This is a genomic window from Micromonospora sp. Mcm103 (assembly GCF_024519755.1).
GTDB classification, from domain to species: Bacteria; Actinomycetota; Actinomycetes; order Mycobacteriales; family Micromonosporaceae; genus Micromonospora; species Micromonospora aurantiaca.
Map to the genome: position 1 here is coordinate 1 of NZ_JALJRJ010000029.1, position 24,829 is coordinate 24,829.

General features: G+C 73.8%; 26 protein-coding genes and 1 pseudogene. 12 read left to right on the forward strand and 15 right to left on the reverse strand.

The genetic code is table 11. The annotated features are described in order from the left end of the window. Together OC439_RS27330 and OC439_RS27335 are read right to left on the reverse strand one after the other, a co-directional pair. Positions 1–289, reverse strand: a 289-nt coding sequence (locus OC439_RS27330; protein ID WP_262015935.1) for an endo-1,4-beta-xylanase, incomplete at its 3' end; no start/stop codon positions are given. Between the two features lie 289 nt (positions 290–578). Further along, positions 579–1,010, reverse strand: a complete 432-nt coding sequence (locus OC439_RS27335) for a winged helix-turn-helix transcriptional regulator (protein WP_262015936.1) — start codon at positions 1,008–1,010, stop codon at positions 579–581. Positions 1,011–1,125: 115 nt separating this feature from the next. On the opposite strand from OC439_RS27335, the gene OC439_RS27340 reads away from it, so the two are divergent. Next, on the forward strand, positions 1,126–2,040 hold the full coding sequence (locus OC439_RS27340; protein WP_262015937.1) for an NADP-dependent oxidoreductase: 915 nt from the start codon (positions 1,126–1,128) through the stop codon (positions 2,038–2,040). Here the strand turns inward: OC439_RS27340 and OC439_RS27345 are convergent. The 8 genes from OC439_RS27345 to OC439_RS27380 all read right to left on the reverse strand — a co-directional run bounded on the left by OC439_RS27345 (position 2,022) and on the right by OC439_RS27380 (position 10,142). Then, positions 2,022–5,186: an ATP-binding protein gene (locus OC439_RS27345; RefSeq protein WP_262015938.1), complete on the reverse strand. Its 3,165-nt coding sequence runs from the start codon at positions 5,184–5,186 to the stop codon at positions 2,022–2,024. The two genes, OC439_RS27340 and OC439_RS27345, sit on opposite strands and share 19 nt — an antisense overlap. Continuing rightward, positions 5,186–5,827, reverse strand: coding sequence for a hypothetical protein (locus OC439_RS27350; protein WP_262015939.1), 642 nt, complete (start codon positions 5,825–5,827; stop codon positions 5,186–5,188). Before OC439_RS27350 ends, OC439_RS27345 begins: the two co-directional genes overlap by 1 nt. Then, a complete protein-coding gene (locus OC439_RS27355) occupies positions 5,814–6,806 on the reverse strand; it encodes an endonuclease domain-containing protein (protein ID WP_262015940.1) in 993 nt (330 codons plus the stop codon). Before OC439_RS27355 ends, OC439_RS27350 begins: the two co-directional genes overlap by 14 nt. 111 nt (positions 6,807–6,917) lie before the next feature. Further along, on the reverse strand, positions 6,918–7,712 hold the full coding sequence (locus OC439_RS27360; RefSeq protein ID WP_262015941.1) for an ABC transporter permease: 795 nt from the start codon (positions 7,710–7,712) through the stop codon (positions 6,918–6,920). Next, positions 7,709–8,632: an ABC transporter ATP-binding protein gene (locus tag OC439_RS27365; protein WP_262015942.1), complete on the reverse strand. Its 924-nt coding sequence runs from the start codon at positions 8,630–8,632 to the stop codon at positions 7,709–7,711. The genes OC439_RS27360 and OC439_RS27365 overlap by 4 nt, the downstream gene beginning before the upstream one ends. After that, positions 8,629–9,000, reverse strand: coding sequence for a hypothetical protein (locus tag OC439_RS27370; RefSeq protein WP_262015943.1), 372 nt, complete (start codon positions 8,998–9,000; stop codon positions 8,629–8,631). Before OC439_RS27370 ends, OC439_RS27365 begins: the two co-directional genes overlap by 4 nt. Beyond that, positions 9,000–9,602, reverse strand: coding sequence for a helix-turn-helix domain-containing protein (locus OC439_RS27375; protein WP_262015989.1), 603 nt, complete (start codon positions 9,600–9,602; stop codon positions 9,000–9,002). Before OC439_RS27375 ends, OC439_RS27370 begins: the two co-directional genes overlap by 1 nt. A 78-nt stretch (positions 9,603–9,680) precedes the next feature. Next, positions 9,681–10,142: a MarR family winged helix-turn-helix transcriptional regulator gene (locus OC439_RS27380; RefSeq protein WP_262015944.1), complete on the reverse strand. Its 462-nt coding sequence runs from the start codon at positions 10,140–10,142 to the stop codon at positions 9,681–9,683. A gap of 94 nt (positions 10,143–10,236) precedes the next feature. On the opposite strand from OC439_RS27380, the gene OC439_RS27385 reads away from it, so the two are divergent. Next, positions 10,237–11,328, forward strand: coding sequence for an epoxide hydrolase family protein (locus tag OC439_RS27385; protein WP_262015945.1), 1,092 nt, complete (start codon positions 10,237–10,239; stop codon positions 11,326–11,328). A gap of 231 nt (positions 11,329–11,559) precedes the next feature. On the opposite strand, the gene OC439_RS27390 is transcribed toward OC439_RS27385, so the two are convergent. Both OC439_RS27390 and OC439_RS27395 read right to left on the reverse strand, forming a co-directional pair. After that, positions 11,560–12,024 (reverse strand): DIP1984 family protein, encoded by a 465-nt coding sequence (locus OC439_RS27390; protein WP_262015946.1) that lies wholly within the window; start codon positions 12,022–12,024, stop codon positions 11,560–11,562. A gap of 94 nt (positions 12,025–12,118) precedes the next feature. Beyond that, complete coding sequence (locus OC439_RS27395; RefSeq protein WP_262015947.1) at positions 12,119–12,604, reverse strand: carboxymuconolactone decarboxylase family protein; 486 nt, start codon at positions 12,602–12,604, stop codon at positions 12,119–12,121. Between the two features lie 167 nt (positions 12,605–12,771). Between OC439_RS27395 and OC439_RS27400 the strand changes: the two genes are divergently transcribed. Together OC439_RS27400 and OC439_RS27405 are read left to right on the forward strand one after the other, a co-directional pair. Continuing rightward, complete coding sequence (locus OC439_RS27400; RefSeq protein WP_262015948.1) at positions 12,772–13,653, forward strand: RNA polymerase sigma-70 factor; 882 nt, start codon at positions 12,772–12,774, stop codon at positions 13,651–13,653. 26 nt (positions 13,654–13,679) lie between these two features. Continuing rightward, on the forward strand, positions 13,680–13,973 hold the full coding sequence (locus OC439_RS27405) for a hypothetical protein (protein WP_047892875.1): 294 nt from the start codon (positions 13,680–13,682) through the stop codon (positions 13,971–13,973). A 6-nt stretch (positions 13,974–13,979) separates the two neighbouring features. Here the strand turns inward: OC439_RS27405 and OC439_RS27410 are convergent, their stop codons facing one another. Beyond that, positions 13,980–14,753 (reverse strand): SAM-dependent methyltransferase, encoded by a 774-nt coding sequence (locus OC439_RS27410; RefSeq protein WP_315985953.1) that lies wholly within the window; start codon positions 14,751–14,753, stop codon positions 13,980–13,982. 115 nt (positions 14,754–14,868) lie between these two features. On the opposite strand from OC439_RS27410, the gene OC439_RS27415 reads away from it, so the two are divergent. Continuing rightward, a complete protein-coding gene (locus tag OC439_RS27415) occupies positions 14,869–15,351 on the forward strand; it encodes a hypothetical protein (protein ID WP_262015949.1) in 483 nt (160 codons plus the stop codon). Here the strand turns inward: OC439_RS27415 and OC439_RS27420 are convergent. Continuing rightward, positions 15,324–17,699 (reverse strand): glycoside hydrolase family 65 protein, encoded by a 2,376-nt coding sequence (locus OC439_RS27420; RefSeq protein WP_262015950.1) that lies wholly within the window; start codon positions 17,697–17,699, stop codon positions 15,324–15,326. The genes OC439_RS27415 and OC439_RS27420 overlap by 28 nt on opposite strands. A 108-nt stretch (positions 17,700–17,807) precedes the next feature. Further along, positions 17,808–18,584, reverse strand: coding sequence for a prepilin peptidase (locus tag OC439_RS27425; RefSeq protein WP_262015951.1), 777 nt, complete (start codon positions 18,582–18,584; stop codon positions 17,808–17,810). Between the two features lie 559 nt (positions 18,585–19,143). Between OC439_RS27425 and OC439_RS27430 the strand changes: the two genes are divergently transcribed. From OC439_RS27430 to OC439_RS27460, 7 genes and pseudogenes are all read left to right on the forward strand, one after another. Next, the gene (locus OC439_RS27430) at positions 19,144–19,710 is read left to right on the forward strand and encodes a hypothetical protein (protein ID WP_402810508.1); all 567 of its coding nucleotides are present in this window, start codon (positions 19,144–19,146) and stop codon (positions 19,708–19,710) included. Further along, on the forward strand, positions 19,704–20,657 hold the full coding sequence (locus tag OC439_RS27435) for a hypothetical protein (protein ID WP_262015952.1): 954 nt from the start codon (positions 19,704–19,706) through the stop codon (positions 20,655–20,657). The genes OC439_RS27430 and OC439_RS27435 overlap by 7 nt, the downstream gene beginning before the upstream one ends. Then, a complete protein-coding gene (locus tag OC439_RS27440; RefSeq protein WP_262015953.1) occupies positions 20,654–21,322 on the forward strand; it encodes an SAF domain-containing protein in 669 nt (222 codons plus the stop codon). Before OC439_RS27435 ends, OC439_RS27440 begins: the two co-directional genes overlap by 4 nt. Next, positions 21,322–22,155, forward strand: a complete 834-nt coding sequence (locus OC439_RS27445; protein WP_262015954.1) for a ParA family protein — start codon at positions 21,322–21,324, stop codon at positions 22,153–22,155. Before OC439_RS27440 ends, OC439_RS27445 begins: the two co-directional genes overlap by 1 nt. After that, complete coding sequence (locus tag OC439_RS27450) at positions 22,145–23,686, forward strand: CpaF family protein (RefSeq protein ID WP_262015955.1); 1,542 nt, start codon at positions 22,145–22,147, stop codon at positions 23,684–23,686. Before OC439_RS27445 ends, OC439_RS27450 begins: the two co-directional genes overlap by 11 nt. Then, positions 23,629–24,582, forward strand: a complete 954-nt coding sequence (locus OC439_RS27455) for a type II secretion system F family protein (RefSeq protein WP_410054964.1) — start codon at positions 23,629–23,631, stop codon at positions 24,580–24,582. The genes OC439_RS27450 and OC439_RS27455 overlap by 58 nt, the downstream gene beginning before the upstream one ends. Positions 24,583–24,637: 55 nt before the next feature. Then, positions 24,638–24,829, forward strand: a pseudogene (locus OC439_RS27460) (secretion system protein); the annotation flags it as partial.

Consider the following 24,829-nt stretch of genomic DNA (forward strand, 5'->3'; position numbering starts at 1 on the left):
AGAAGTTGAACTGGCCCCGGTTGGGCTGGAGCGCTTCCGGCTTCATCTCGTTCTCGGCGGTGATCATGTTGAACTCACGCGCCGCGATGGTGCTGTACGTGGAGTCGCCCAGCCGGTTCGCCGCGATGGCGGTGCCGAAGTAGCGGCCCGACTGTGCCGCGGCGGCGCCGAGCGTGCTCGCCGCTGCCTGGGCCAGGCTGGGCACCACGAGCGCGGCACCGGCCAGTGCCAGCGCGCTGGTGACGGCGGCCAGCACCACGCGGTGGCTGCGCCTCGGTAGATGTTTCATGACACTCCTCTGCATATCGGACGATGATGCGCTGGCGATGCCCGGCTGGACGCGGGTGGGAGCCGGCGGTGCGCCCACCCCCGCGTCACTGCCCTGAAACTTTTCGAAGATGTACCGGTAACTTCCCTGGGAAGATATCCGCGACGGCACGATCGGTCAATGTCGATGTCAACGCGAACGTGGACTCGACCGGCTGATCAGCGCGGGAGTCCACAGATGTCCGTGAGAGCGAAGCCCGACGAGAACCACGGCCAGGACCGAAAGTTTCGGAGAATCCCGGGGCGGCCGGTCAGCGATCGACCGCGGCGTCGTACCGCTCGCGGTTGGCGTGCACCTCGTCCATGTGCGCCTCGGCCCACAGCTTGATGCCGTACGTCAGCCGGTGCAGCGACAGGCCCAGGTCGGTCAGCTCGTAGGTGACAGTCACCGGCACGCTCGGCGTCACGGTGCGCGTGACCAGGCCGTCGCGTTCCAGCGAGCGCAACGTCTGGGTGAGCATCTTCTGGCTGACCCCGGCCAGGCGGCGGGACAGCTCGGAGTAGCGCATGGCCTGCGGCTCCGCGTTGCGGTCCGGGCCGTCGCGGCCGAGCGCGGCCAGGATCAGCGCCACCCACTTGTCGGAGATCCGGTCCAGGAGCTGCCGACTCGGGCAGCCCGCGAGGAACGCGTCGTACTCCTCCCGCGCCTGCGCCCGCTTCTCCGCCGCCGTCTGCGTCGGCATCGTCCGCGCCTCCTACCCGGGGGTACCCAACGCACTCCGAAGTGCGTACTTCCCGAAAGAAAGTTACCCCTCCATCGTGGAGCAGGGCATCCCTCACGAACAAGGAGACACCATCATGGGTACGCGTACCTTCCGCGCCGCCGTCGTCCGCACCCCGGGCGGACCCGACGCGATCGAGATCATCGACGTTCCGGAGCGCGAGCCGGGGCCCGGCGAGGTCCGGGTGGCGGTCGCGGCGGCGGCGGTCAACCCCGTCGACCTCGGGGTGGCAGGCGGCTTCTTCCACTCGCTGGGGCTGATCGACCAGCCGCACCACACCGGCCTGGGCTGGGATTTCGCCGGCACCGTCGACGCCGTCGGCCCGGGCGTGGACCTGACCGCCGGCACCCCTGTCGCCGGTCTGGTGGTCGGATTCGACCGCGACTACGGCACGTACGCCGAGCAACTCGTCGTGCCCACGGCCGGCCTCGCCGTCGTACCCGATGATCTGGACCTGGTGGCGGCGGCGACAGTGCCGCTCAACGGCCTCGCCGCGGCGCAGGTCGTCGACCTGCTCGGCGAGCCGTCCGCCGATGGCCGGCTACTGGTCACCGGGGCGGCCGGCGCGGTCGGCGGCTACGTCCTCGCGCTCGCCTCGGCCCGGGGATGGCGGGTGACCGGCCTGGCGCGGGCCGGGGACGAGAAGTTCGTCCGCAGCCTCGGCGCCGACTTCACCACCGCCGCCGAACCGGGCTGGGACGCGGTCGCCGACGCCGCCGCATCGCAGGAGCGGGCACTCGCCCTGGTCCGCGACGGCGGCGTGTTCGTCGGCGTGCGGCCCAACGCACAGCCGGCCGCCGAGCGCGGCGTCACCGTCCGCGTGATCGAGACCCGTGCCGACGGGGTACGCCTCGCCGACCTGCTCGCCCGCACCGCGGCCGGTGAGCTGCCGGCCCGGGTGCACGCGGTCCTGCCGCTGGACCGGGCCGCGGACGCGCACCGGGCGATGACCGAGGGCGGGGTACGCGGGCGCTACGTGCTGCGCCCCTGACCGCCGCGCGCCCGGTCCAGCACCTCCTCGACGGTGAGCGGGCTGCGCGGATGGTGGGTGAGCGACAGCGGGGTGCGGATCTTGCGGGGTGCGGCGCCCTCGGCAGCGAGGTAGAACTCGCCGACGGTGAGGCGGGAGATGTCCGGCACGTCGCCGCCCTTCGCGCGGGCCATCTCCCGGGCCGCCTCGATCTGGATCGGGCTGTTCATCAGGCCGTAGAGCTGGGTCGCCGCGTTGCCGGGGATGCGGTTGTGCAGGCCCTTCGGCGCCTGGGTGGCGAAGATCAGACCGAGGCCGTACTTGCGGGCCTGGGCGGCCAGCGCCAGTGTGCTCTGGGTGCACGCGGTCATCGCGCCGGACGGGGCGAACGTCTGCGCCTCGTCCATGATGAGCAGCCCGAGCAGCGGGCGGTCGCCGGTCGGGTTCTTCTTGATCCAGGCGAACAACGCCATCTGGAGCTGGTTGACGAAGCTCTGCCGTACGTCGTCGGACGGCAGGCCCACCAGGCTGACCACGGAGACGCGGGCCCGTTTGCCGGGTGCGGGGGTGAGGAGCACGCCGGGATCCATCGGCGTGCCCTCGCCGCCGAACAGCGGGTCGTTCACCATGGCGGCGGTGAGGGTCTGCGCCAGGCTGAGGCCGATCTTGTCGGCGTCGTCCAGGTCGATGATCCCGTCTGGCAGGTCGGCGAGCGTGTCGACGAGGCCCTGCAATCGGGAGCCGCCGCGCCGGCCGTAGTGCTCGACCGCCTTGCGCAGCACGGCCAGCCCGAGGTGCGCCCGGGTGGCCCGGCCGGTCACCATGGCGCGTGGCGCGAGCGACGCGACTGCCGCCTCGACGGCCTCGGCGAATTCGTCCGGGTCGTCGCGTACGCCGGTGAAGTCGGGCAGCGGCTGGAAGCTCAGCGGGCGGCCCGAGTTGCGGCGCGGCGTCCAGACGACGACGTCGGTGTGCGCGAGGTAGTCCCGGGCCCGGTCCGCGTCACCCGGCCGCCACTGCGCGGGCGGTTCGGGCCATGCCTCGCCGAGGCGGGCGAGGTCGTTGTTGGGGTCGAGCACGATGGCCGATACGCCTGCCAGCGCGCACTCCTCGACGATGCGGCGGATGAGGACGGTCTTGCCGGAGCCGGACCCGGCGAAGATCGTGGTGTGCTTACGCAGCGCCTCCAGCGCCAGCGGCACCGGTTCCCCGTCGTCGTACCCGTGCCCGACGACGAACGAGGGATCGGCCGGGCCGGTGGCAGCGGCGGCGGCCGGCGACGGCTCGGCGGGCTCCGGCGGCGGTCCGGCGTCGGTGGTCCAGCGGTCCACGTCGGCAAGGGCGTGCTGGAGGAACTTCAGCTCCCGGGTCGGCCGGCGCTCGGCCAGCCAGCCCTGCAGGTCCATGGTGGCCTCGGCGAGCATGACCCGCAGCGCGGAGAGGACTCGCAGGTCCTCCTCGTCGACGCCGAGCGTCTGGCCGCCCGCCGCGGTGAACGCCCCCACCGCCTTGCTGGTGGCCGCGCTGGTCGACCAGGCGCGGTTGCGCAGCAGGAACAGCTTCCGTCGCCCCGATCCGGTGTCCAGGGCGGCGGCCACCGACGCCTTGCGGAGACGGGCGAGTGCGGCATTGCCGTGGTGGTCGTCCCCGATCGCCCGGAAACACCAGTGCACCTGGTCCTCGGTGCGCTCGTCGAGCGTGAGCCGCAGCCGGGCGTGCAGCGGCGGGTCGGTGCTCGGCGGCGGGTCGACGCTGAACGCCTCGCCCGCGTCGCCCCGCTCCAGGATCCAGGCGGTGAGCCCGGCGGCGAGCAGTGGCGGCATGGCCGCGTCCTCGGATGCGCGACGCAGCGGGCCGGTGACGTCGGCGGCCTCCCGCAGCTCGGCGAACCGGGCGTCGTAGCGGTCCATCTCCTCGCCGGTGGCGGTCACCGGGGCGGGCCGGGGAGCCCGGGGTTCCGCGATGGGCGGCTCGCCGAGGCTCGTCATCTCCCGCACCTGGTCGTCGGCGAGGCATTCGCGGATGTGCTTGTCGATCTCGATGAGCAGCTGACGCGGGGTGAACGCACCGGCCTCGGCGAAGGCGCGCGGGGACACCGGCCACGACGGGTACGGCGGCACGAACCCCGCCTCCTGGTAGCGGAGGGTGAACCGCTTCTCGATGATCGCCCGGGCCACGTCGGCGTCGTCGATGCGGCGCAGCGGCGGCGTCTCCCGGAACCGGTCCGCGACGGTGTCGGCGGCGGTGGACTTGATGATGGTCCACGAGTTCGGAATGCAGGCCAGGACGGTGAGCGTGCGCCGGGTCGTCTGCCGTAACGCCATCAGGCCGTCCGCCATCCGGGCCAGCATCAGCGCCTGCTCCGGGCTCATCGCAGCCGCACCGGCCAGGGCGGGATCGCTCTGGATCGCCAGCTGGGCGATGAGCGTGTCGATCTGGTCGATCGCCACCACCGACGGGCCGGTGAGGGCGAGCAGCCAGGACAGGTCCTGAACGATCTGCTGGGCCGGGCGCGGAATGCGGCGCATGCCCCAGGCCGCGCGTTCCCCGGCGGCCACCTCCTCACCGGAGAGGAAGTAGTTCTCCGCGATGTCGCGGTGGGAGATGTCCTCGGAGGCGCTGAGCGCCAGCGCGCGCGCCGTCTCCTGGCAGGTGCGGGCCGCGTGCCTGTCGAAGTCTCCGAGCCCGTCGAGGAAGGCGTCGAGCGCCGCCTTTGTCAGTTCGGTGTCGCCCATGACGGCCCGGCGCGCCGTCCGGGGTGCCCCGACCAGGGCGGACAGTCGCCGCAGCAGCAGTTTGAGCTGCGTCTCGCGGCTGCCGGGCACCGGCCGGGACAGGCCGTCGAGCATCGCGGCGAGCACGCCGTCCCAGAAGCCGCCGGCGTCGAGCAGGCCGACCAGGAAGAAGTAGCCGCCGCGCTCCTGCACCTGCTGGCGGATCACACCCAGCAGGTGGGTCTTGCCGGAGCCGCGCTGACCCTGGACGACCAGGCCGAGCGGGCTGCCGTGCGGGTTCGCCGCGGCCTCGTCCACCCCGGCGAGGACGTCCCGGACGACTGGTACGTGCAGGCCGTCGACGTGGAAGGGCAACGGCCGCCACACGTCGTCGGGCACCGGCGCCCAGTCGAACCGCAGGGCGGCCAACGCGTTCCGTTCCGCCTCGTTCATCACACGCCGATCGCCAGCAGGTGGTTCTCCTGCCCGCCGAGGCGGAGCGCGGCAGCGGTGTCCGCCTCGGTGAGCGTCTTCTGGTTCGACTCCGGCGCGATGGTGACGCCCTCGGACCGGCTGAGCTGCCGCAGCGCCTCGTCCAGGTCGTCGCGGGGCACGTCGGCGAAGAACGGTCGCAGGCGCCGCAGGCTCACCCAGGCGCCGGGCTCGTCGGCGAGCGCCCGGTACGCGGCGACGACACGCGCCTCCAGCGACCCGGCCGGCTCGGCGGCGGGCGCGCGCACGTCGGTGAGCGCGAAGAGTTCGGCGAGCGTCGCACAGCCGCTGCGGGCCAGGACACGATCGCGCAGGTGCGCCTGCACCGCGGTGAGCGCGGCGCCGAGCGCGCTCGCTCCCCGCAGCGTGAAGTCGAGGTCGCTCTGCATCCGTACCCAGCCCTTGTCGTCCAGTTGCAGGGCGTACGTCGGCCCGCTCTTGCGGCTGGCGACGTAGTGCAGGCGGGTGAGCTTGTCGCGCTGCGGCTTGCGTACGACCAGGCCGTAGCGGTCGCGGAGTTCGGTGCTCAGCACCTCCCGCGCCTCGGCCATGAGCACGACGAGGATCGCGCTCTCGGATGCGGTCAGGTCATCGCCGGCCATGGTGCCGTCCTTCCGCCAGGTCTCGGCGACGTGCCCGCAGATACGTGCCGATCTGCGTGACCACGGTGCCGACGTCGTGGATTACTCGGGCGTTGGTGAAGCGCAGGACGGCGTAGCCGTCCAGTTGCAGCTGGACGTCACGTTGCCGGTCGGCCTCGAAGCGGACCGGGCGGCAGTGCTCCGGGCCGTCGATCTCCACCACGCACCGCTCGTCCGGCCACACTAGATCCAGGCGTACCGGCGCGGAAAGACGGTGCGACTGGTAGTTCTGGTTCCATCTCCGTCCGGCCGCCCAACTCTGCGCGGCCAGCGCCGCCTCCAGGCGCTTCTCGGCGTCGCTGCCCGGGTGCGGCCGGCCCGCCACCGGTGCCTGGTCGACGGGCGCGGCCGGCGGTGCGACGCGGAAAGCCGGAAGCCCGTCCAGCCCGGCCGCACCGGCTCCGGCCAGCCAGACCGCCGGGCCACCGTGCTGCACGAGCCACGCGGCCCCGGCCGCCGTCACCGCGCCGTCACCGTGGACCGGCTCGGCGAGCAGCACCACTTTCCGTCTGCCGAACGCGTCGGCGACGAGACGCGCCAGCGCGGCGGCCCGGGCGCGCAGCGGGAGCGTCGTGGCGCCGGACCGCCGCCCGGTCACCGCGAAGACGGCCAGGTCGGACAGGAACGAACCGGGGTAGCGGTCACGGCGCGAGCGCGCGGCGGCCGCGGCCCGTACGGCGGCGAGCCCGGAGATGTCCGGGCGGACGTCGTGCGCGGCCTCGGGCAGCCAGGCCGGCAGCAGCTCGACGGCGACCCGTTCGAGCCGGTCCAGCACGGCGTGCACGAAGTCCGCGGGCATGGTGCAGGCCGAGACCGGGCGGTGCACGACGGCGGCCAGCTCCGCGTGGTCGCGGGCGATCATCATGGCGACCGCGTCGGCGTCCGCGCCGGGCAGAGCGACGACGCGGTCGGTCGGCAGACCGGCGAGGACCGGGTCCATGCAGTGTCGGCCCTCCCCCACCGTCGACCCCGGACGTCGGATGACCAGACTACGAATCGTCTTCGGGCGGCGCCAGCCCTGATACGCCGGACGGCGACGAAGCGGCGACGCTCAGGTGATGTCGCGGCGCATCGGGACGACCACGGCGAGCGCGGCGGCGGCGAGCGCGTACCCGGTCAGCAGCAGCGCGCCGGCCGCCGGTGGCAGGAGCGCGACGGCGTCGCTGCCGAGCTGCGCGGACATCGCGTCGGCGACGTAGGTGAAGTCGGTGAGTGCGGCGGTGGCTCCGCCGGGCAGGAGCGGGTAGAGCGCGTTGACGCCGGGGATCATCATCAGTACGGGCTCGGCGAGGTACAGGTAGCCGACCACGACGCACACGGCAGCGACCTGGTTGCGGAGCAGCGCACCCACGCCGGTGCCGACGAGCAGGTACACAGCCATCGCGACGCCGATGCGGGCGAGCAGCGCCAGCACTGTGGGAGCGGGCAGGCCCAGCGACACGCCACGCACGGCGGCGACGGTGAACAGCGCCACCGCGGCTGCCCCGGCCAGGGCGATCCCGTAGCCGAGGCCGACGATCGCGTGGGTGGCGAGTTTGGCGGCGAGCACCCGCCCTCGGCGCGGCGCGAACATGAACGTGACGGCGGCGGTGCCGTGCCGGTATTCCGACGTCGCAGCGAGGGCGCCGGCGGCGGCCGGCACGAAGGCGGTGAAGCCGAGGATGCCGAGGATGGACCGCAGGCCTTCCTCGGTGTGCAGGCCGGGCATCGGCGGGTCGAAGTTCTCCGGTCCGACGAGCGCCATGAGTCCGACCAGGCCGCCGCCGAGCGCGACGGCGGCGAGCAGCAGTCCGGTCCACATGCGGGTGGCCAGGACCCGGCGTAGTTCCGCTCTGAGCAGGTTCATCGGGCCTCCGCCGGGTCTGTGGTCAGGTCGAGGAAGAGCTGTTCGAGGCTTGTGGTCTCGGTGACCAGCTCGTGGATCCGCAGACGGTGGTCGGCGGCGAGGTCGGCGACGCGCGGCGCGTCCAGTCCGCGTACCCGCAGTCGGCCGGGCCCGGCGGCCTCGACGGACCCGGCGGCCTCGACGGACCCGGCGGCGGCCGTCAGCGCGGTGGCCAGGGCCTCCGCGTCCGGCGAGGTGACGAGCACCGTCGGCGGGCCGGTGAGCCGGGACCACGGCCCGGCGGCGACGAGTTCACCGCGCCGGATCACCACCACGTCGTCCACCACCTGCTGGACCTCGTGCAGGACGTGGCTGGAGACGAGCACGGTTCGGCCCTCGTCGGCGAGCCGGCGCAGCAGGCCGCGCAGCCACGACATGCCTTCCGGGTCCAGGCCGTTCGACGGCTCGTCGAGCAGCAGGACGCGGGGGTCGCCGAGCAGCGCCGTGGCGAGGCTGAGCCGTTGGCGCATACCGGTGGAGAACTCCCGGGTACGACGGTCGGCGGCCTGCGCGAGGCCCAGCAGATCCAGCAGTTCCGCGACTCGGCTGTCCGGGCAGCCGGCCATCGCGGCGTAGACACCCAGGTGGTCCCGGGCGGTGTGGCCGGGGTGGAACGCGTTGCCGTCGAACACCGCGCCGACGGTCCGCGACGGCTGGGCCAGCCGGCCGTACGGCTGCCCGCCGATAGTGGCGGCGCCGCTGGTGGGCGTCACCAGTCCGGTCAGCATGCGCATCGTGGTGGTCTTGCCGGCGCCGTTCGGGCCGAGGAAGCCGGTGACCGCGCCGGGTCGTACGGTGAACGTCAGGTCGCGTACGGCGGTGACGTCGCCGTAGCGCTTGGTCAGGCCCGACGCCTCGATCGCCAGTCGGTCGCCGGTCATGGCCGGCTCCCCGTCGCCCGCCCGATCGCCTCGGCCAGGTGCGACGCGGCCGGGTCGGAGACGACGACCTCGTCGAACTCCCCGCCGGCCGCCGCGCGGTCCAGCACCAGGTGCAGACCGGGCTGACCGCGCCGGGCCGCCACGAGCTGCCGGGGACCGCCGAAGATGCCCCAGACGCCGACCTTGGCGAAGCCGGACACCGTGTACCCGCGCCGGGCGCCACGGGCCAGCCGGATCGGCTCGTCCACCGGGGCGGCGTACCGCACGGCGGACAGGCGCAGCGTGAACCGCTCCCGCCCGACCCACATCCGTTCCCATCCGGTGAACCGGATGTCGATCACGTCGCGGTCAAGCGTTACCGAGGCCATCAGTCGTCGCCCTTCGTCGTGTCGGAGTCGTGCGCTGACGTGTGCGTGTGCGTGTCGCCGGGGGTCGCCGGGCGCTCGGCGGGCATCAGGACGGTCGCCAGCAGCCGGGGGATCCGTCCGTCGCCGGGGCCTCGGGCGAGCAACGGGCCGACCAGCGCGTTGAGCCCGGCCGCGAACTCGTGCAGCTCGGCGTCGGTCAAATGCAGGACGAGCTGCTGGTATCCGACGCCGTCGGCGACGAAGTCGACGGACTCCCGGGCGAGGTAGCGGGAGAACTCGGACAGCAGACTCGACACGAACGCGGTGAAGTAGCGCGCGTGGTCCTCCGGCGTCGCCGTCGCCAGGGCCGCCGGGTCCAGCGCCGCGCCGTGCGCGGGCAGCGCGTACACCCGCTCGACGGCCCCGCGGACCTTGCGCTCCTGCACCACGTCGAGCATCCCGGTCTTCACGAGCGTCGCCAGGTGCCGGTAGAGGGTGGCCTGCGGGACGTCGGGCAGCAGCTCGACCAGGTCGTGCGTCGTCACCCGGGCACCGGCGACCGCGCGCAGGATGCGGATCCGCACCGGGTGCAGCGCGATCTCCGCCCACCGCTCCATCGACATCGTCACGCCACAGACGTTATCACTATCGATAACGATAATGGTAGGGCGGGTAGTGACGGTGGCCGCCGACAGCAGCCGTCAGGCGGGCGGGCGGGTGTGGTGGGCCAGCACCCGCGCCAGCAGCCGGGTCAGCTCCGCGCGCTCATCAGGCGACAGTGGCGCGAGCAGCTCGTCCTGCACGGCGGCGAGTCGCTTCTCCAGCCGCCGCAACTGCCGCCGCCCGGCCGCGGTGATGGTGACGACGTTGCGCCGCCGGTCGGCCGGGTCCGGGCTGCGGGTGACGAACTCCCGCTCGGCGAGTTCGTTGAGCGCCGCCACCACGTCACTGACGTGGATGCCGCTGCGCCGGCTGAGCGCCGCCTGGCTGGCCGGGCCGAACTCGTCGAGCGTGGCGAGCAGCCGGAAGTGGTAGCCCCGGGCGTCGACCGCGGCGAGCCCGTCGCCCACCAGCCGCCCGGCGCGCACGGCGGTCTGGGTGATGAGCCAGCTCGGCAGGCCGGCCAGGCGGGTCGGTACGAGGTCCAGCTCGGAGTTCTCCACCTGCCCAGCCTAGCCGAAAACGTTGGCGTCCCCAACGATCTGCGCTATCGTTCGTCGCACCAACGTTAGTGGCACCAACGATCGGAGTACGACAGTGATCGAGCCGTTCCGCATCCACATCCCGCAGGCCGACCTCGACGACCTGGCCGACCGACTGGACCGCACCCGCTGGCCCGACGAGCTACCGGACGCCGGGTGGGACTACGGCATCCCGCTGGCCCGGGTACGCGAGCTGGCCGAACACTGGCGCACCGCGTACGACTGGCGGGCGGCCGAGGCCGAGCTGAACCGGTACCCGCAGTTCACCACCACCATCGACGGGCAGAACATCCACTTCACGCACGTACGCTCCGCCGACCCGGACGCGTTGCCGCTGATCCTCACCCACGGCTGGCCCGGCTCGGTCGTGGAGTTCCTCGACGTGCTCGGCCCGCTGTCCGAACAGTTCCACCTGGTCGTACCGTCGATCCCGGGATTCGGGTTCTCCGGCCCGACCCGGGAACGCGGCTGGGACGTCGACCGCGTCGCCCGCGCCTGGGCCGAGCTGATGCGCCGGCTCGGCTACCGGCGGTACGGCGCGCAGGGCGGCGACTGGGGCTCGGTCATCTCCACCCGGCTCGGCGGCATCGACTCGGAGCACGTCGTCGGCGTACACCTGAACTACCTGCCCACGCCCCCGCCACCCGGCTGGACCGGGGAGGCCGCGCTGTCCGGCGAGGACCGCGACCGGCTCGCCCGGATCATGCGGCTCAAGACGCAGCGCCACCCCCACCAGGTGCTCTACGCCAGCCGGCCGCAGACCGTGTCGTACGCGCTCAACGACTCACCCGTCGGGCAGCTCGCGTGGATCGCGGAGAAGTTCACCGAATGGACCGACCCGGGATCGGCCGTCAGCGTGGATCGCATCCTCACCGACGTCTCGGTCTACTGGTTCACCGGCACTGCCGCCTCGTCCGCGCGGCTGGTGCGGGAGAGCGCGTTCGGTGGCCCGCCCGCGCCCTGCCCGCCCCCGCTCGGGGTCGCCGTGTTCGCGCACGACATCACCCGATCCGTGCGGCCGATCGCCGAGCTGACGTACACGATCCGGCAGTGGAGCGAGTTCGACCGGGGTGGTCACTTCGCCGCGCTGGAGGTGCCGGAGCTGTTCGCCGACGACGTCCGGTCGTTCTTCTGGAACCTGCGATGACGCCTGGGACGAGTCGCGGAAGTCCCCTGTCCCACCCTCACCGTCGTGGATCTGCACCTGGTGGTGTGCCGTGCCCTGTGCGCCGTCACCTGTGTCCTGTGCTGGGCATGCGTTGTGTGCCGGGGAGTCGAACCCCTGCGCCTGCCCTCGGCGCGCCAGGAGTGAGCCGGATTGCCCGCCGGCTCTCGGGGGCGTGCACGCCTCCACGTCGGCTACCTGCTCCGCGAATCGTCAGTCCAGCAGGTCGACCTCCCAGTTCGTCCGCTGGATCGTGGTGTCCACCTCGCGGATCTGCCGGGCCAGGTCGTCGGCCTGCCGGCGCAGTTCGGCAACCGGCAGAGCCGGGATCATCGTCAGCTCCGACCGTAGCTGGCGGTAGCCGCGCTGGCCTTCACCGGCGGCGGCGTCCGCCGCGGCGGTGACCACGCCGTGCCGCAGACGCAGTACGTCGCGACGCGCCAACGCGTCGGTGAGGGTGCCGCCGTCCACCGTCGTGACGGCGTTGGTCCGGTTGATCCGCCGGATCAGCGTCTCCAGCTCACCCAGCACCTCACCCGCCTCGGCGAGCAGCGCCGAGGCGTCCTCGGCGGGCGCCTCGCCCTCCTGGTAGCGGGCGCTCGCGGTGATGCGGGAACGCAGCCGTTCCACGCGTCGCGCCGCATCCGCCCGCAGCGCAAGGGCCTCCGCAATCTTCATGGCCAGCAGTATGGCGACAGTGGATCACGGGTGTCGCTCCGTTTTCCGCCGCTGGCCCGGCCCGGGGTACCGGGCCGGGCCACCGCTTCGGCGCTCAGCTCATCGCCGCCGCGAACATGCCCGGCTCGTACGAGCCGCCGCGCTGGTGCACGAGCACCGCGAACCGGTTCGCCGCGTTGATCAGCCCGAGCAGGCACACGAGCGCGGCGATCTGGTCGTCGTCGTAGTGCTCGCGCACCTGCTCCCACGTCTCGTCGGACACGCCCTGGTGGGCGTCGGCGAGCCGGGTGCCCTCCTCGGCGAACGCCAGCGCCGCGCGCTCGGCCTCGGTGAACACTGTCGACTCACGCCAGGCGGCGACCAGGTTCAGCCGGACCGCGCTCTCGCCGCCGGCCACCGCCTCCTTGGTGTGCATGTCGATGCACCAGCCGCAGCCGTTGACCTGGCTGGCCCGCAGCGACACCAGCTCCTGGACGGTGCGGGGCAGCGACGACTGGTGGATCACCAGGCCCGCGCCGGCGAAGCGCTTCATGAACGTCGCCGAGACCGGGTTCTCGAACAGGTTGAATCGGGTCTGCATGGTGGCGCCCTCTCTGCTCAGGTGAGTGTCTGACGAACACGAGATGCCGGAGACGCGTCCGGCGTGACGGCGACGCCGGGTGAGGACCGCCACAGCGACCCGGTGTCACACGGCGGCGGCGGGCGGCGTCTGGTGGGGAACGCAACCGAGCGGCGAAGGAGTCAGTCATGGCGGACCCGGCCACCGAGGACTTCCTCGCGCACCGGAACCTGCTCTTCACCGTCGCGTACGAGATGCTCGGCTCGGCCGCCGACGCGGAGGACGTGGTGCAGGAGACCTGGCTGCGCTGGGCCGGCGTCGACCTCGACGAGATCCGGGACCGGCGCGCCTACCTGGTCCGGATCGCCACCCGGCAGGCGCTGTCCCGGCTGCGCACGCTGGGCCGGCGCAAGGAGTCGTACGTCGGCTCGTGGCTGCCCGAACCGCTGCTCACCGCACCCGACGTCGCGGACGACGTGACGCTTGCCGAGAGCGTGTCGATGGCGATGCTGCTGGTGCTGGAGACGCTCACACCGACCGAGCGGGCCGTGTTCGTGCTGCGGGAGGTGTTCGACGTCGGCTACGACGAGATCGCCGAGACGGTCGAGCGCACCCCGGTCGCCGTGCGGCAGATCGCGCACCGGGCGCGGGCCCACGTCACCGCGCGCCGCCCCCGGCGTACCGTCCCGGCGGCCGAGGCCCGCGACGCGCTCGACGCATTCCGGCGGGCGGTCGAGACCGGCGACCTGGACGGGCTGCTCCGCGTCCTGGCCGCGGACGCGGTGCTGGTGGGCGACGGTGGCGGGATCAAGCAGGCGATCGCCCGGCCGGTCACCGGCGGCGGCAAGGTGGCCCGCCTGCTCGCGGGCGGCTGGCGCCGGATCGCGGCCGTGGCATCGATGGAACCGGTGCAGGTGAACGGCTACCCGGCGCTGCTGGTACGCCTCGACGGTGAGCTGGACACCGTGGTCGCGGTACGCCTCGACGACGGCCGGATCAGTGGCCTCTACGCGGTGCGCAACCCGGAGAAGCTGTCCCACATGACCCGCGAAACGACGCTGCGCCGGTGAGCAGGCGATCGTGCGACGATCGCCGGATGAGCAGCGCCGCCTCCCCCGACGTCAGCGCCCTCGCCATCAACGTCACAGTGCCGGAGGAGTTGCGCTGGACCGACACCCGGCGCGGCGAGGAGTTCACACTGACCACGCTCAACATCAGGCTGCTGCCGGACGGGCGTCTCGCCGCGAAGGCGTACGGCCGGCCCACGGCTGGCGGACGCGGCGCGTACGTGTCGTTCCGGGTGCCGGACCGGCCGGAGCTGGCCGCGCTCGTGGCGGCGGCGGCCGACCGGGCCGCCGCGCTCTGGGCCGCGCACGGCGGCCTGGACTGACCGCGCTCAGCGGCGGACGCCGACCCCGCCGTAGCCGTGCGACACCGCGGCCTGCGGCTCCCCGTCGGGCCGCCAGTCCGCCACCCTGACCAGGCCCGGCTCGACCAGCTCGTAGCCGTCGAGGAAGCGGGCCACCTCGTCGCGCGTGCGGGGCACCAGCGGGGAACTGCTGCGGCGGTAGATCGCGGTGCCCTGCTCGGTGGGCAGCGTCGGCAGGCCGTCCAGGGTGAGGTGGGACAGCGCGAGCACGCTGCCCGGGACCGTCGCGTCGCGCAGCGTCGCCACCGCCGCGTACGGGTCGTCGTCGTCCGGCACGAAGTGCAGCACCGCGAGCAGCAGCACCGCCACCGGCTCGCTCAGGTCGATGGTGTCCCGCAGCGTCGGGTCGGCAAGCAGCTCGCCGGGACGCCGCAGGTCGCCCTGGAGCACGACGGTGCGGCCGTCGGTGGGCAGCAACCGCCGGGCGTACGCGACGGCGACCTCGTCGTGGTCGACGTAGACCACCCGGGCGTCGGGGCGTACCGCGCGGACCACCTCGTGCACGTTGCCCTGGGTGGGCAGGCCCGCGCCGATGTCGAGGAACTGGCGGACGCCCTGCTCGGCCGCCCAGCGCACGACCCGGCGCAGGAACGCGCGGTTGCTCTGCGCGGCGACGCCGGTGTCCGGGAAGATCTTCAGGACCTCCTCGGCGGCGGCCCGGTCGGCGGCGAAGTTGTGGCAGCCGCCGAGGTAGTAGTCGTACATCCGGGCGACATTCGGTCGGTTCTCAGCCTCCGTCACGCCTCGATGTCTAGCACTCTGCGCGACACACCGCTGACCCGTCGTGTCGACGATGCGGCCGATCCCGGTCTCCACCTGGTACGACGGTGGGACACGCCGGCGCGAGGAGGTTCCGATGACAGGTGAACGGGAGACAGTGGAGGTCGAACCGGCGGTGTTCCGCGCCGTCTACGACTCGCCCGCGTCACTGCCCGGGCGGCACCGGTGGACCACCCCGGAGGCGGACGTGCGGCGGCTGGAGAAGCTGCTGAACATGCCGGCGCGCAGCATCGGCGCGCCGCTGTGGGTCAGCGGCGACGAGCCGGACTGCCCGAAGTGCGGGCGGCGGGTCACCTGGTACGACATCGTCGCGTCCGCGCTGCACGGCGTGCACGACCACACGATGATCGCGCGGGTGATCCTCGGCGAGCGCAAGTACGTGAACACCGAGGTGCCGGACGCGATCCCCGGTGTCCACTGTGCCGACTGCCGCACCCCGATCACCGGGCTGCGCAGCTTCAAGTGCCACAACTGGGCGTACGCGTTCGGGGCGCTGGAGGAGGTCGTCGCCCGGATGTCCGGCCTGCCGGTTCAGTCGCCGCCGCCCGCCGCTTCCTGAGCGCGCCGTTCCGGACGGCGGCCGGGCGGGGCCTGCGGCTCGGGGCCGGGATCGGGCACCGGCGGCATCGGCCGGGTGACCGGCCCGTCGCCGGTGACCCGGAGCTGTTCGCCGTGGTGCCACAGCTCCACCGCGTCGCCCGGCCCGGCGTCCGGCAGCTCGTAGCGGGCCTCCCGCCCGGTGAGCGTGACCCGCAGCCGGTGCCCGTGCCGGCGCAGGTGGAACGCCAGCCGGGTGATCGGCCAGGGCAGGCGCGGCTCGAACGCGAGCACGCCCCGGTCGTCGCGCAGCCCGCCGAAGCCCTGCGCCACCACCAGCCAGGCGCCGGCCAGGGACGCCAGGTGCAGCCCGTCCGCGGTCTTGTCGCCCAGGTCGGCGAGGTCCTGGAACGCCGTCTCGGCGAACAGGTCGTACGCCAGGTCGAGGTGCCCGACCTCGGCGGCGAGGATCGCCTGCGCGGACGCCGACAGCGACGAGTCCCGGACGGTCCGCGCCTCGTAGTAGGCGACGTTGCGCGTCTTCTCCTCGGCGGTGAACTCCCCCGGGCAGCGCAGCATGGCCAGCACCAGGTCGGCCTGCTTGACCACCTGTTTGCGGTACAGCTCCTGGTAGGGGAAGTGCAGCAGCAGCGGATAGTCGTCCTCGCCGGTGCCGGCGAAGTCCCACTCCGGCTGCGCGGTGAAACCGGCCGACTGCTCGTGCACACCGCGCTTGCCGTCGTACGGGACGAACATCGCGTCGGCGGCGGCCCGCCAGCCGGCCACCTCGGCCGCGTCGACGCCGAGCCGCGCGGCCACCTCGGGACAGTGCTCGGCGGCGTCGGCGGCCCCACGCAGGTTGCGCCGGGCCATCAGGTTCGTGAACACGTTGTCGTCGACCAACGCGGAGTACTCGTCCGGGCCGGTGACGCCGGTCAGGTGGAACGCGCCGCCGTCGTCGAAGTGGCCGTAGCCGTGCCACAGCCGAGCGGTCTCGATCAGCACCTCGGCGCCGCACTCGGCGAGGAACGCGGTGTCGCCGGTGGCCGCCACGTACCGCAGCACCGCGTCGGCGATGTCGGCGTTGACGTGCAGGCCCGCGCTGCCGGCCGGCCAGTAGCCGGAGCACTCCCGGCCGCTGAGCGTCCGCCACGGGTAGGTGGCGCCGGTCAGGCGCAGCTCGGCCGCCCGGTCGCGGGCCTCGGGCAGGTGGGCGTGCCGCCAGCGCAGCGCCGAGCGGGCCAGCTCCGGCGCCAGGTACGTGAGCACCGGCAACACGTAGCCCTCGGTGTCCCAGAGCACGTGCCCGTCGTAGCCGTTGCCGGTCAGCCCCTTCGCCGGGATGGTCCGGTCGCCGTCGGCGCGGCCGGACTGGAGCAGGTGGAACACCGAGAACCGCACCGCGAGCTGCAGCTCCGGGTCGCCGTCCAGCTCGACGTCGGCGGTGGCCCACGCCGCGTCGAGCGCGGCGCGCTGCTCGGCGAGCAGGGCGTCGAAGCCGTCGGCCCGGGCCGTGTCCGCCTCCGCGACGACCAGGTCGGCCAGCTCGCCGGCCGGGGTGCCGTCGACGTCGGCGCATTCGTACGCGGCGAACCGGGTGACCCGGATCCGCTCGCCGGGGCGCACCGGACCGGACAGCGCCAGCCGGAACCGGTCGGCGGTCAGCTCGGTGTCGGTGGCGATCCCGTCGGGCGCTTCCACCCGGTGCGCGACGGCGACGGCGACCCGCTGGCCGCTGCGCCCGGTCCGGTGCACGAGCACCCCGTCGAGGCCGTTGTCGCGGCGGATCTCGCCGGTGAGCGGGTCGTGGATCACCGAGGCGGCCCGGGGGTCGTCGGCGCGTTCCGGCACCCGCTGGTTGGCGAGCAGGTCGGCGCCGACCCGCAGCCGGACCGGCTCGTCCAGCGGCTCGACGGCCCAGTCCACGGCGGCGACCGGGCGGCGGGTCAGCGAGACCAGGCGGGTGCTGCGGATCCGCACACCCCGGCCGCCCGGCGAGACCCACTCGGTCTCCCGGCGGACCACCCCGGCGCGCAGGTCCAGCTCCTGGTGGTGCCGCCGGATCGTGCCGGTGCCCAGGTCCAGCGGCTCGTCGTCCACCCAGAGCCGGATCAGGGCGGCGTTCGGCGCGCTGATCACGGTGTCGCTGCGTTCCGGGAACCCGTACCCGCTCTCCGGGTAGGTCAGCTCGTGCTGCTCGTGGAACCCGTTGAGGTAGCTGCCGGGCATGCCGCAGGGCTCGCCCTCGTCGAGCGTCCCGCGCCAGCCCACCCAGCCGTTGGCGAGCGCGAAGACGGACTCGGTCTCGCCCAGCCGGTCCAGGTCCGCGCTCGTGCGCCGGATCCGCCAACCGTCGTCGCCGTGCGGCACGTGCCCTCCCGAGTCCGAAGCCTGGACCGCCACCGAACCAGACCCGGCTGGGAGGCGGCTGGGACTCCGATACCCGTGACGAACCCGCCCGCACCTGCGGGTGGCCGATCACACGGTGACGAGCACCAGCGTGGCGGCGGTGCCGAGCACCAGGAACGGCCCGAACGGCAGGTGCCCGGACCAGCGGACCCGCCGGGCGGCGAGCAGCGCCACCCCGGCCGACCCGGCGAGGAGGAGCGCGAGCACCAGCCCGGCCACCAGCACCGGCCAGCCGTACCAGCCGAGCAGCGCGCCCGCGCCGAGCGCCAGCTTGGCGTCGCCGAGACCGAAGCCGCGCCGCCCGAACAGCAGCGTGGTCGCGGCGAAGCCGCCGCCGAGCGCCAGGGCGGCCAGGACGGCGCGTACCAGCGGGTCGACGCCCGGGCCGGTCAGCGCGGCCACCCCGAGCAGCGCCCACACGCCGGCGGCGGCCGGCCAGGTGAGCCGGTCGGGCAGGCGGTGCGCCATCGCGTCCACGATCGTCATCGGCACCGCCCAGACCAGCCACCACGCCAGCGCCAGCCGCGCGGCGGGCGCGCCGCCGGCGAACACCGGCACGGCCATCGCGAGCAGCAACGCCACCTCCACCACCGCGGGCGCTGCGCCGACCCGGGCCCGGCAGGCCGGGCACCGGGCCGCGGGGCCGAGCGCCGGCAGCGGCCGGTCCAGCCCGATCGGCGTGCCGCAGCCGTCGCACGCCGTCCGGTCCGGACACCCCGGCGGTACGGCGTAGCGCGCCACCGCCAGCCGGAGCAGGGGTACGACAGTCAGGGCGGCGGCCAGCCGGGCGCTCGGACGGCCGGCATCGGCCACCGGTCCGGTGCGCCGCACCCGTTCAGCCGTCATACCGGATCCCCCGTCCGGTCGCCGTGCGTTCCATCGTGGAGCACGCAGAGTGATTTATCGATCGTGTGGATGTGACGGGGGAAGCCCGCGGCGGCGTGCGGCGCGACGCGCGACCGGCCGGGACGAGCCACGGCGTGAACCCCGGCGGACCGGCGGGACGGATCGGACGAGCGGCATGCTCCCCACCCATACCGGCGGCCCGTCGTCACCGCCGCGGCGCGTACGGGTGAGCACACGCCAGCCGGCCCGGAACCCCGCCGAAGCCCGCTCGTCACCGTGGTGACACACACCGGCCACCACCTCCCGTCTTCACTCACCGTGTTCACGTGAATTGCCTCTGTTGCATCGGCGGACGTGAGCCTATGCTCGCCCCTTGGGTACGACGCAACCCCCGATCAATTGGCGTCGGAGGAGCAAGGGCACAGAATCCGCAGCGATCAGTACAGGTCAATACGAATGGCGGCGACGGGGGCCCGGAGTGACAGTTCCGGGCGCGCTTCCGCATGCCCGGAGCGGGTCGGCGTGATCGCCCCGGGCCGGCACCGAGGAGGGATCGGCGTTGCGCACATGGCAATCCCGCCGATGGGAAATCTTCCTGCTCAGCCTCGTGCTGGTGGTCGGCTCGACCGGCTGCGGCACCGAGCCGGAGGCGGCGACCCGTCCGCTGACCGGCCGCGCCGCCGCACCCGCCGCCCATTCCAGCGCCGAGGAGAACGCGGCCGGAAAAGCGGCTCTGGCCGCCTATTCCGGCTATCTCGACGCGTCCCGGGCGGCCAGTGCGCGCAGCGATCCGTCCCATCCCGCTCTGACCCGTTTTCTGGCTGATCCGCTGCTGACTCGGGTGCGAATGGCGATTCTCGACGCGAAGGAGCACGGCGCGATGCGTACCGGGAAACTGCTCTCCGACCCCGAGGTCGTGTCGGTCGACCTGACCGCGCGCCCGCCCACCGTCGAGATCCAGGACTGCCTGGACGCGAGCGGCTACCGGCTCGTCTACGCCAAGGACCGCAAGGCCGTGCCCGGCACGCGCGGCGGGCGCTACCTGGCCACCGCCACGGCGGTCCGGTACCCGGACGGCCGGTGGCGCGTCAACGGCGGCGCCGCGCACCAGGACCAGCCGTGCTGACCTGGGGAGGAAGGGGTGTCCCGGCCCGGCCGGCCCGGGCCGGGACGCTCCGCCGGCTGCTGCTCGCCGCCGGCTTGGCCGCGCTGCTGACGCTCACCGGCGCACCCGCCCGCGCCGCCGACCCGGGCGGCTCGTGCCCGCCGGAACAGACCGACTGCGACGTCTGGGACGACGACCCCGGCATCCCCGGCGGACCGGGTGGGCCGGGTGGCGGCGGAGACAACGGCGGCGGGGGCGGCAACGGCGGAAGCACCCCGAAGTGCCAGTGGAACGGCCGGGCCATCCCCTGCTACCACGAGGTTCTCGGCTGGTTCAACAACGCCGACGGGTGCTACTACAAGCTCGAGGAGCCGCAGGGCGAGGCCCCTCCCGGCCAGCAGTGGTACCAGCTCACCTGCAACGGCGGCGACCTCGGCAGCCTGCGCCGGGCGCTTCTCGACGCCCCGCCGCCCGGCTACGGCGCGCCGCCGGACCCGGAGGAACTGGCCCGCCGCGCGCTGGCCTCGATCTCGCTGCTCCCGCCCCGGGCCGCCGTGGCACCCCGGCGCAGCCAGGGCCCCGGCCTGGTCGGGCTACCCGTCTGGATGTGGGCCAGCCCGGGCGAGGCGTACTTCGGGCCGCTGTCCGCGTCCGCCTCCGACCGGGGACTGACCGTGGAGATCACCGCGAAGGTGGACCGGATCGTCTGGCACATGTCCGACGACATCGACGTCACCTGCGACGGGCCGGGCACGCCCTACCGGGCCGACGGGCCGAGGGCCGGCTCCACCTCGCCGGACTGCGGCCTCGACCAGGGCTATCCGGAGGCCGGCACCTACGAGGTCAGCGCCACGACGTTCTGGACCGTCGAGTGGTCCGGCGGCGGGGAGAGCGGCGTGATCGCCCAGAGCCGGTCCAGCGGCGTCGTCCTGGTACAGATCAACGAGCTTCAGGTGGTGACCCGATGAGTGTCGTGGCAGCCCGCAACGGAACCCCGGTGGAGGCACCCGTCGCACCGCCGAAGGTGGTCCGGCAACGACGCGTCCGACCCGGCCTGCTCGGCCTGGCGGTCCTGCTGATCGCCCTCGGCGGTCTGGGCGCCGCGTTCGCGGTCACCTCGGTCCGCTCCACCGGCACGTACCTGGCCGTGGCCCGGGCGGTCGACGTGGGACAGCAACTCAGCGCCGACGACCTGGTGCCGGTACGCGTCTCCGGCGGCCGGGAACTCCGGCCGGTGCCCGCCGACCGGATGGACGAGGTGCTGGGGTTGCGGGCGGCCGTCCGGCTCACCCCGGGCACGTTGCTCACCGAGGCGCAGCTCACCGAGGCCCCACTGCTCGGCGCCGGCCAGCAGCAGATCGCGCTGGGGCTGAAACCCGAGCAGGTGCCGGCCCGCAAGCTGCACCCCGGTGACAAGGTGCTGCTGGTCAGCACGCCGTCGAACGCCACCGGCGGCGGCTCCGAGGCGTCCCGTGGCGGCGGCACCCGGTTCGAGGGCACCGTGATCGACACCGCCACGCCGCAGAACGGCGACGTGGTGGTCTACCTGGCGCTTGCCGTACGGGACGTGCCCGCTGTCGTGGCGCTCGCCGCCGACGACCGGATCGCGCTCGTGCTCACCGAGGCAGCCTGATGGCGATCATCGCCCTGGTCTCGGCGAAGGGGTCGCCGGGCGTCACCACCGCCGCGCTCGCCGCCGCGCTGAGCTGGCACCGGCGGCTCGTGCTGGCCGAGTGCGACCCGGCGGGCGGCTCGATCCTCGCCGGTTACCTCGGCGGGGCGCTGGACGGGCCGCGCGGCATCGGTGAGCTGGCGGTGGGTGAGCTGCGCGACGGCAGCCTGGAACACGCGTTCTGGTCCCAGCTGGTCGACCTGGACGCGCCCCGCCGCGAGCGGCTGCTGCTACCAGGCGTCGTGGACCCGGCCCAGGCCGGCAGCGTGATCCCGCTCTGGCAGCGCTTCGCCGACTACTTCACCGGACTGGAGCGGGGCGAACCGCCGTACGACGTGCTCGTCGACTGTGGCCGGCTGGCAGTGGGCGGTCCACCGTGGCCGCTGCTGCGGGCCGCCGCTGTGGTACTGCTCGTCACCCGTGCGCACCTGCCCGACCTCTCCGCCACCCGGGCCACCGCCCGCGCGATCGAGCGGGACCTCACCGAGCACCGCGTACCGCCCGGCACGCTGCGGCTCCTCGTCGTCGGGGACGGGCACGGCACCAGCGAGATCAGCAAGGCGCTACGGCTGCCGGTGATCGCCCGCCTGCCGCACGACCCGCGTACCGCCGAGGTGCTCGCCCACGGCGGCACCGTACGGGCCAACCGGCCGCTGATGCGCGCGGCCGGCGCCCTGGAGGTGCCGGTACGGGCGCTGCTGGACCGGCGGCGCGCCCGGCTGGCCTGGCCCGGGGCGGCCACACCGCGCGCGGTGACCGCGCCGAGCGTGCCGGGGGTGTCCGGTGCGGTTTGAGCCGGTCTCCCACGACCCGCGCGTCCAGCAGCCGGGCGTCGTCTCCACTGTGCCGCCGCTGGCCCCGCCGAACGGGCGGCACCACGTACCCGGTCCGATGCCCGCCGCGCCGGCGGCGCCACCGCCACGCCCCCGGGTCGACTTCGCAGTGGTCCGCGAGCTGCGCCGGGAACTGAGCGAGCGGCTCACCCACTGGCAGCGCGGACGCGAGTTCGACGCCGACGCCGAGGAGGTCGAGCGCGCCCGGCTGGCGGTAGCCGTGGTGTCCGCGTATGCCGACTCGGTACGCCGGGCCGGCACGCCGATGGCCGCCGACGAGGAGCGGCTGCTGCTCGACCAGGTAACCGCCGAACTCGTCGGGCTGGGCCGGCTCCAGACGCTGCTCGTCGACGACAGCATCGAGGAGGTGCACATCCTCGGCTGCGACCAGGTACGCATCACCCGGCACGGCGGCGGCGTCGACTGGGCCGAGCCGATCGCCGAGACCGACGACGAACTGGTCGAGATCCTCCAGGCCGCGGCCCGCCGCGCCGGGGCCACCGAGCGGTCGCTGTCCACCTCGAAGCCCACGCTCGACCTGCAACTGCCTGACGGCAGCCGGCTCGCCGCCGTGTTCCTGGTCAGCCACCGCCCGTACGCGGTGATCCGCAAGCACAACACGCTCGAAGTGAGCCTGGAGGACATCGCGGGCGGCCGGCCCGACCTGGACGAGATGATCGACCCGCTGCTGCGCGACTTCCTCCGCGCGTCCATGCGGGCCGGACTGAACATCATGGTCGCCGGGCTCGCCGGGGCCGGGAAGACCACTGTCATCCGCGCGCTGATGGACGAGATCCCGGCCGACGAGCCGTACGTGCTGCTGGAGGAGAGCCGGGAACTGCTGCCGGCCCGGCGCGGGCACAAGCACCGGGCGGTGATGAGCTTCGAGTCCCGGGAGGGGCACGGCGAGCGCGGCGCGGACGGGCGGCCGGCGGGTGAGGTCAGCATCGCCGATCTGATCCCGGTGTCGCTGCGCATGGGCGTGCTGCGGATCATCGTCGGCGAGGTGCGGTCCCGGGAGATCGTGCCGATGCTCCAGGCGATGACCACCAGCCGCGGGTCGATGTGCACCATCCACGCGCGTACCCCCTCGGGGGTGAGCGAACGCATCATCGAGCTGGCGCTGTCCCATGGCCGGGAGATGACTGTCGACCAGGCCCGCCGGATGGCGGGTAATGCGCTCGACCTGATCGTCTACGTGACGGTCGAGGACGAGACGGCGATCGGGGGGCGCAAGCACCGGTTCGTCTCGCACGTCGAGGAGGTCATCGGCGTCGGCGAGGGCAACCGGATCACCACCACGACCGTCTTCGGCCCCGGCCCGGACGGCCGGGCGGTCCCCCGCCACCTGCCCGAACGCATCCGCGACCAGCTGCTGCGCGTCGGCTACGACGCCCGCCTGCTCACCCGGTTCGTCGAGGCGGGCATGGGCGCGTGGCGGCGGCCCCGGCACACCCGCCTCGGGGCGCGGCCGAGCGGAGGCCCGGCGTGACGCAGATCGAACTGATCGCCCTGGTCTCCGGCGCGGCCTGCGTGGCCGGGCTGGTGCTGACAGTGGTCGCGCTCGTCGGCACCCGCCGCCCGCCGGGTCCGGCTCCCGGCTCCGGGCCGGGCCTGAGCCGGCTCTGGACCGGTTCCGGCGCGAGCCGCGCCGACCAGCGCCGCTACCAGCTCCTGCTCGGCGCCGCTGTGGTCGCCGGGGCGGCGGCGTTCCTGCTCACCGGGCTGCCGGTGGTCGGCCTGCTGGTGGCGCTCGCGGTGCCGGGCGTGCCGTGGCTGTTCGCCGTCGGCCGGGCCGAGCAGCGGGCCATCGCCCGGGTCGAAGCCGTAGGCGAGTGGACCCGCCGGCTCAAGGACATCTCGGCCACCGGCCAGGGACTCCAGCAGGCGATCATCGGCACCATCGCCACCGCGCCGGAGGAGATCCAGGAGGAGGTACGCACGCTCGCGGCCCGCCTCCAGGCCGGCTGGCTGGCCCGCTCCGCCCTGCTCGCCTTCGCCGACGAGATCGCCGACCCGGTCGCCGACCAGGTGGTGGCCGCGCTGATCCTGCACCTCACCGACCGGGGCGAGCGCCTCGGCGACGTGCTCGGGTCGATCGCCACCGCCGCGTCGGCCGAGGTGGCGACCCGCCGCGAGGTCGAGGCGAAGCGCACCCAGCCCCGGTTCGCGGTCCGCTTCCTCACCGGCATGACGCTGGCGACGCTCGCGTACGGGCTGGTGAACAGCGACTACATCCGTCCCTACGGGACGGTGACCGGTCAGCTCGTGATGGCGGTGCTCGGTGCGGCGTTCGTCGGCCTGCTGGTCTGGGTGCGCTCGATGAGCCAGCCGCCCCGGCCCGCGCGGTTCCTGCCGGCGCCCGACCTGGAGGAGGCGATCGCGTGAGCGCGAGGAGTGAGCTTGCGAGCCCCGCAGTCGCGAACGAAAGGCGGCTGCGGTGATCCTCAACTGGCAGATGGCGATCGCGGTGCTCGGCGGGTGCGCGGTCGGGCTCGGGCTGTTCCTGGTCGTACGCGAGGCGCTGCCGGCCACCCCGGCGCTCGGCCCGGCGCTGCGCCGGCTGCACCAGCCGCCCGGTCAGGCCCCGGCCGCCGGTGCCGGGCCGGACTGGCTCGGCGGGGTCGCCCGCTGG

Coding starts and splice junctions, on each gene's coding strand:
- OC439_RS27335 (WP_262015936.1), bottom strand. CDS start 1,010: ATGCCGACGCAGACGGCGGCGGAGAAGCGGGCGCAGGCGCGGGAGGAG.
- OC439_RS27340 (WP_262015937.1), top strand. CDS start 1,126: ATGGGTACGCGTACCTTCCGCGCCGCCGTCGTCCGCACCCCGGGCGGA.
- OC439_RS27345 (WP_262015938.1), bottom strand. CDS start 5,186: ATGAACGAGGCGGAACGGAACGCGTTGGCCGCCCTGCGGTTCGACTGG.
- OC439_RS27350 (WP_262015939.1), bottom strand. CDS start 5,827: ATGGCCGGCGATGACCTGACCGCATCCGAGAGCGCGATCCTCGTCGTG.
- OC439_RS27355 (WP_262015940.1), bottom strand. CDS start 6,806: ATGGACCCGGTCCTCGCCGGTCTGCCGACCGACCGCGTCGTCGCTCTG.
- OC439_RS27360 (WP_262015941.1), bottom strand. CDS start 7,712: ATGAACCTGCTCAGAGCGGAACTACGCCGGGTCCTGGCCACCCGCATG.
- OC439_RS27365 (WP_262015942.1), bottom strand. CDS start 8,632: ATGACCGGCGACCGACTGGCGATCGAGGCGTCGGGCCTGACCAAGCGC.
- OC439_RS27370 (WP_262015943.1), bottom strand. CDS start 9,000: ATGGCCTCGGTAACGCTTGACCGCGACGTGATCGACATCCGGTTCACC.
- OC439_RS27375 (WP_262015989.1), bottom strand. CDS start 9,602: ATGTCGATGGAGCGGTGGGCGGAGATCGCGCTGCACCCGGTGCGGATC.
- OC439_RS27390 (WP_262015946.1), bottom strand. CDS start 12,024: ATGAAGATTGCGGAGGCCCTTGCGCTGCGGGCGGATGCGGCGCGACGC.
- OC439_RS27395 (WP_262015947.1), bottom strand. CDS start 12,604: ATGCAGACCCGATTCAACCTGTTCGAGAACCCGGTCTCGGCGACGTTC.
- OC439_RS27400 (WP_262015948.1), top strand. CDS start 12,772: ATGGCGGACCCGGCCACCGAGGACTTCCTCGCGCACCGGAACCTGCTC.
- OC439_RS27405 (WP_047892875.1), top strand. CDS start 13,680: ATGAGCAGCGCCGCCTCCCCCGACGTCAGCGCCCTCGCCATCAACGTC.
- OC439_RS27415 (WP_262015949.1), top strand. CDS start 14,869: ATGACAGGTGAACGGGAGACAGTGGAGGTCGAACCGGCGGTGTTCCGC.
- OC439_RS27425 (WP_262015951.1), bottom strand. CDS start 18,584: ATGACGGCTGAACGGGTGCGGCGCACCGGACCGGTGGCCGATGCCGGC.
- OC439_RS27440 (WP_262015953.1), top strand. CDS start 20,654: ATGAGTGTCGTGGCAGCCCGCAACGGAACCCCGGTGGAGGCACCCGTC.
- OC439_RS27445 (WP_262015954.1), top strand. CDS start 21,322: ATGGCGATCATCGCCCTGGTCTCGGCGAAGGGGTCGCCGGGCGTCACC.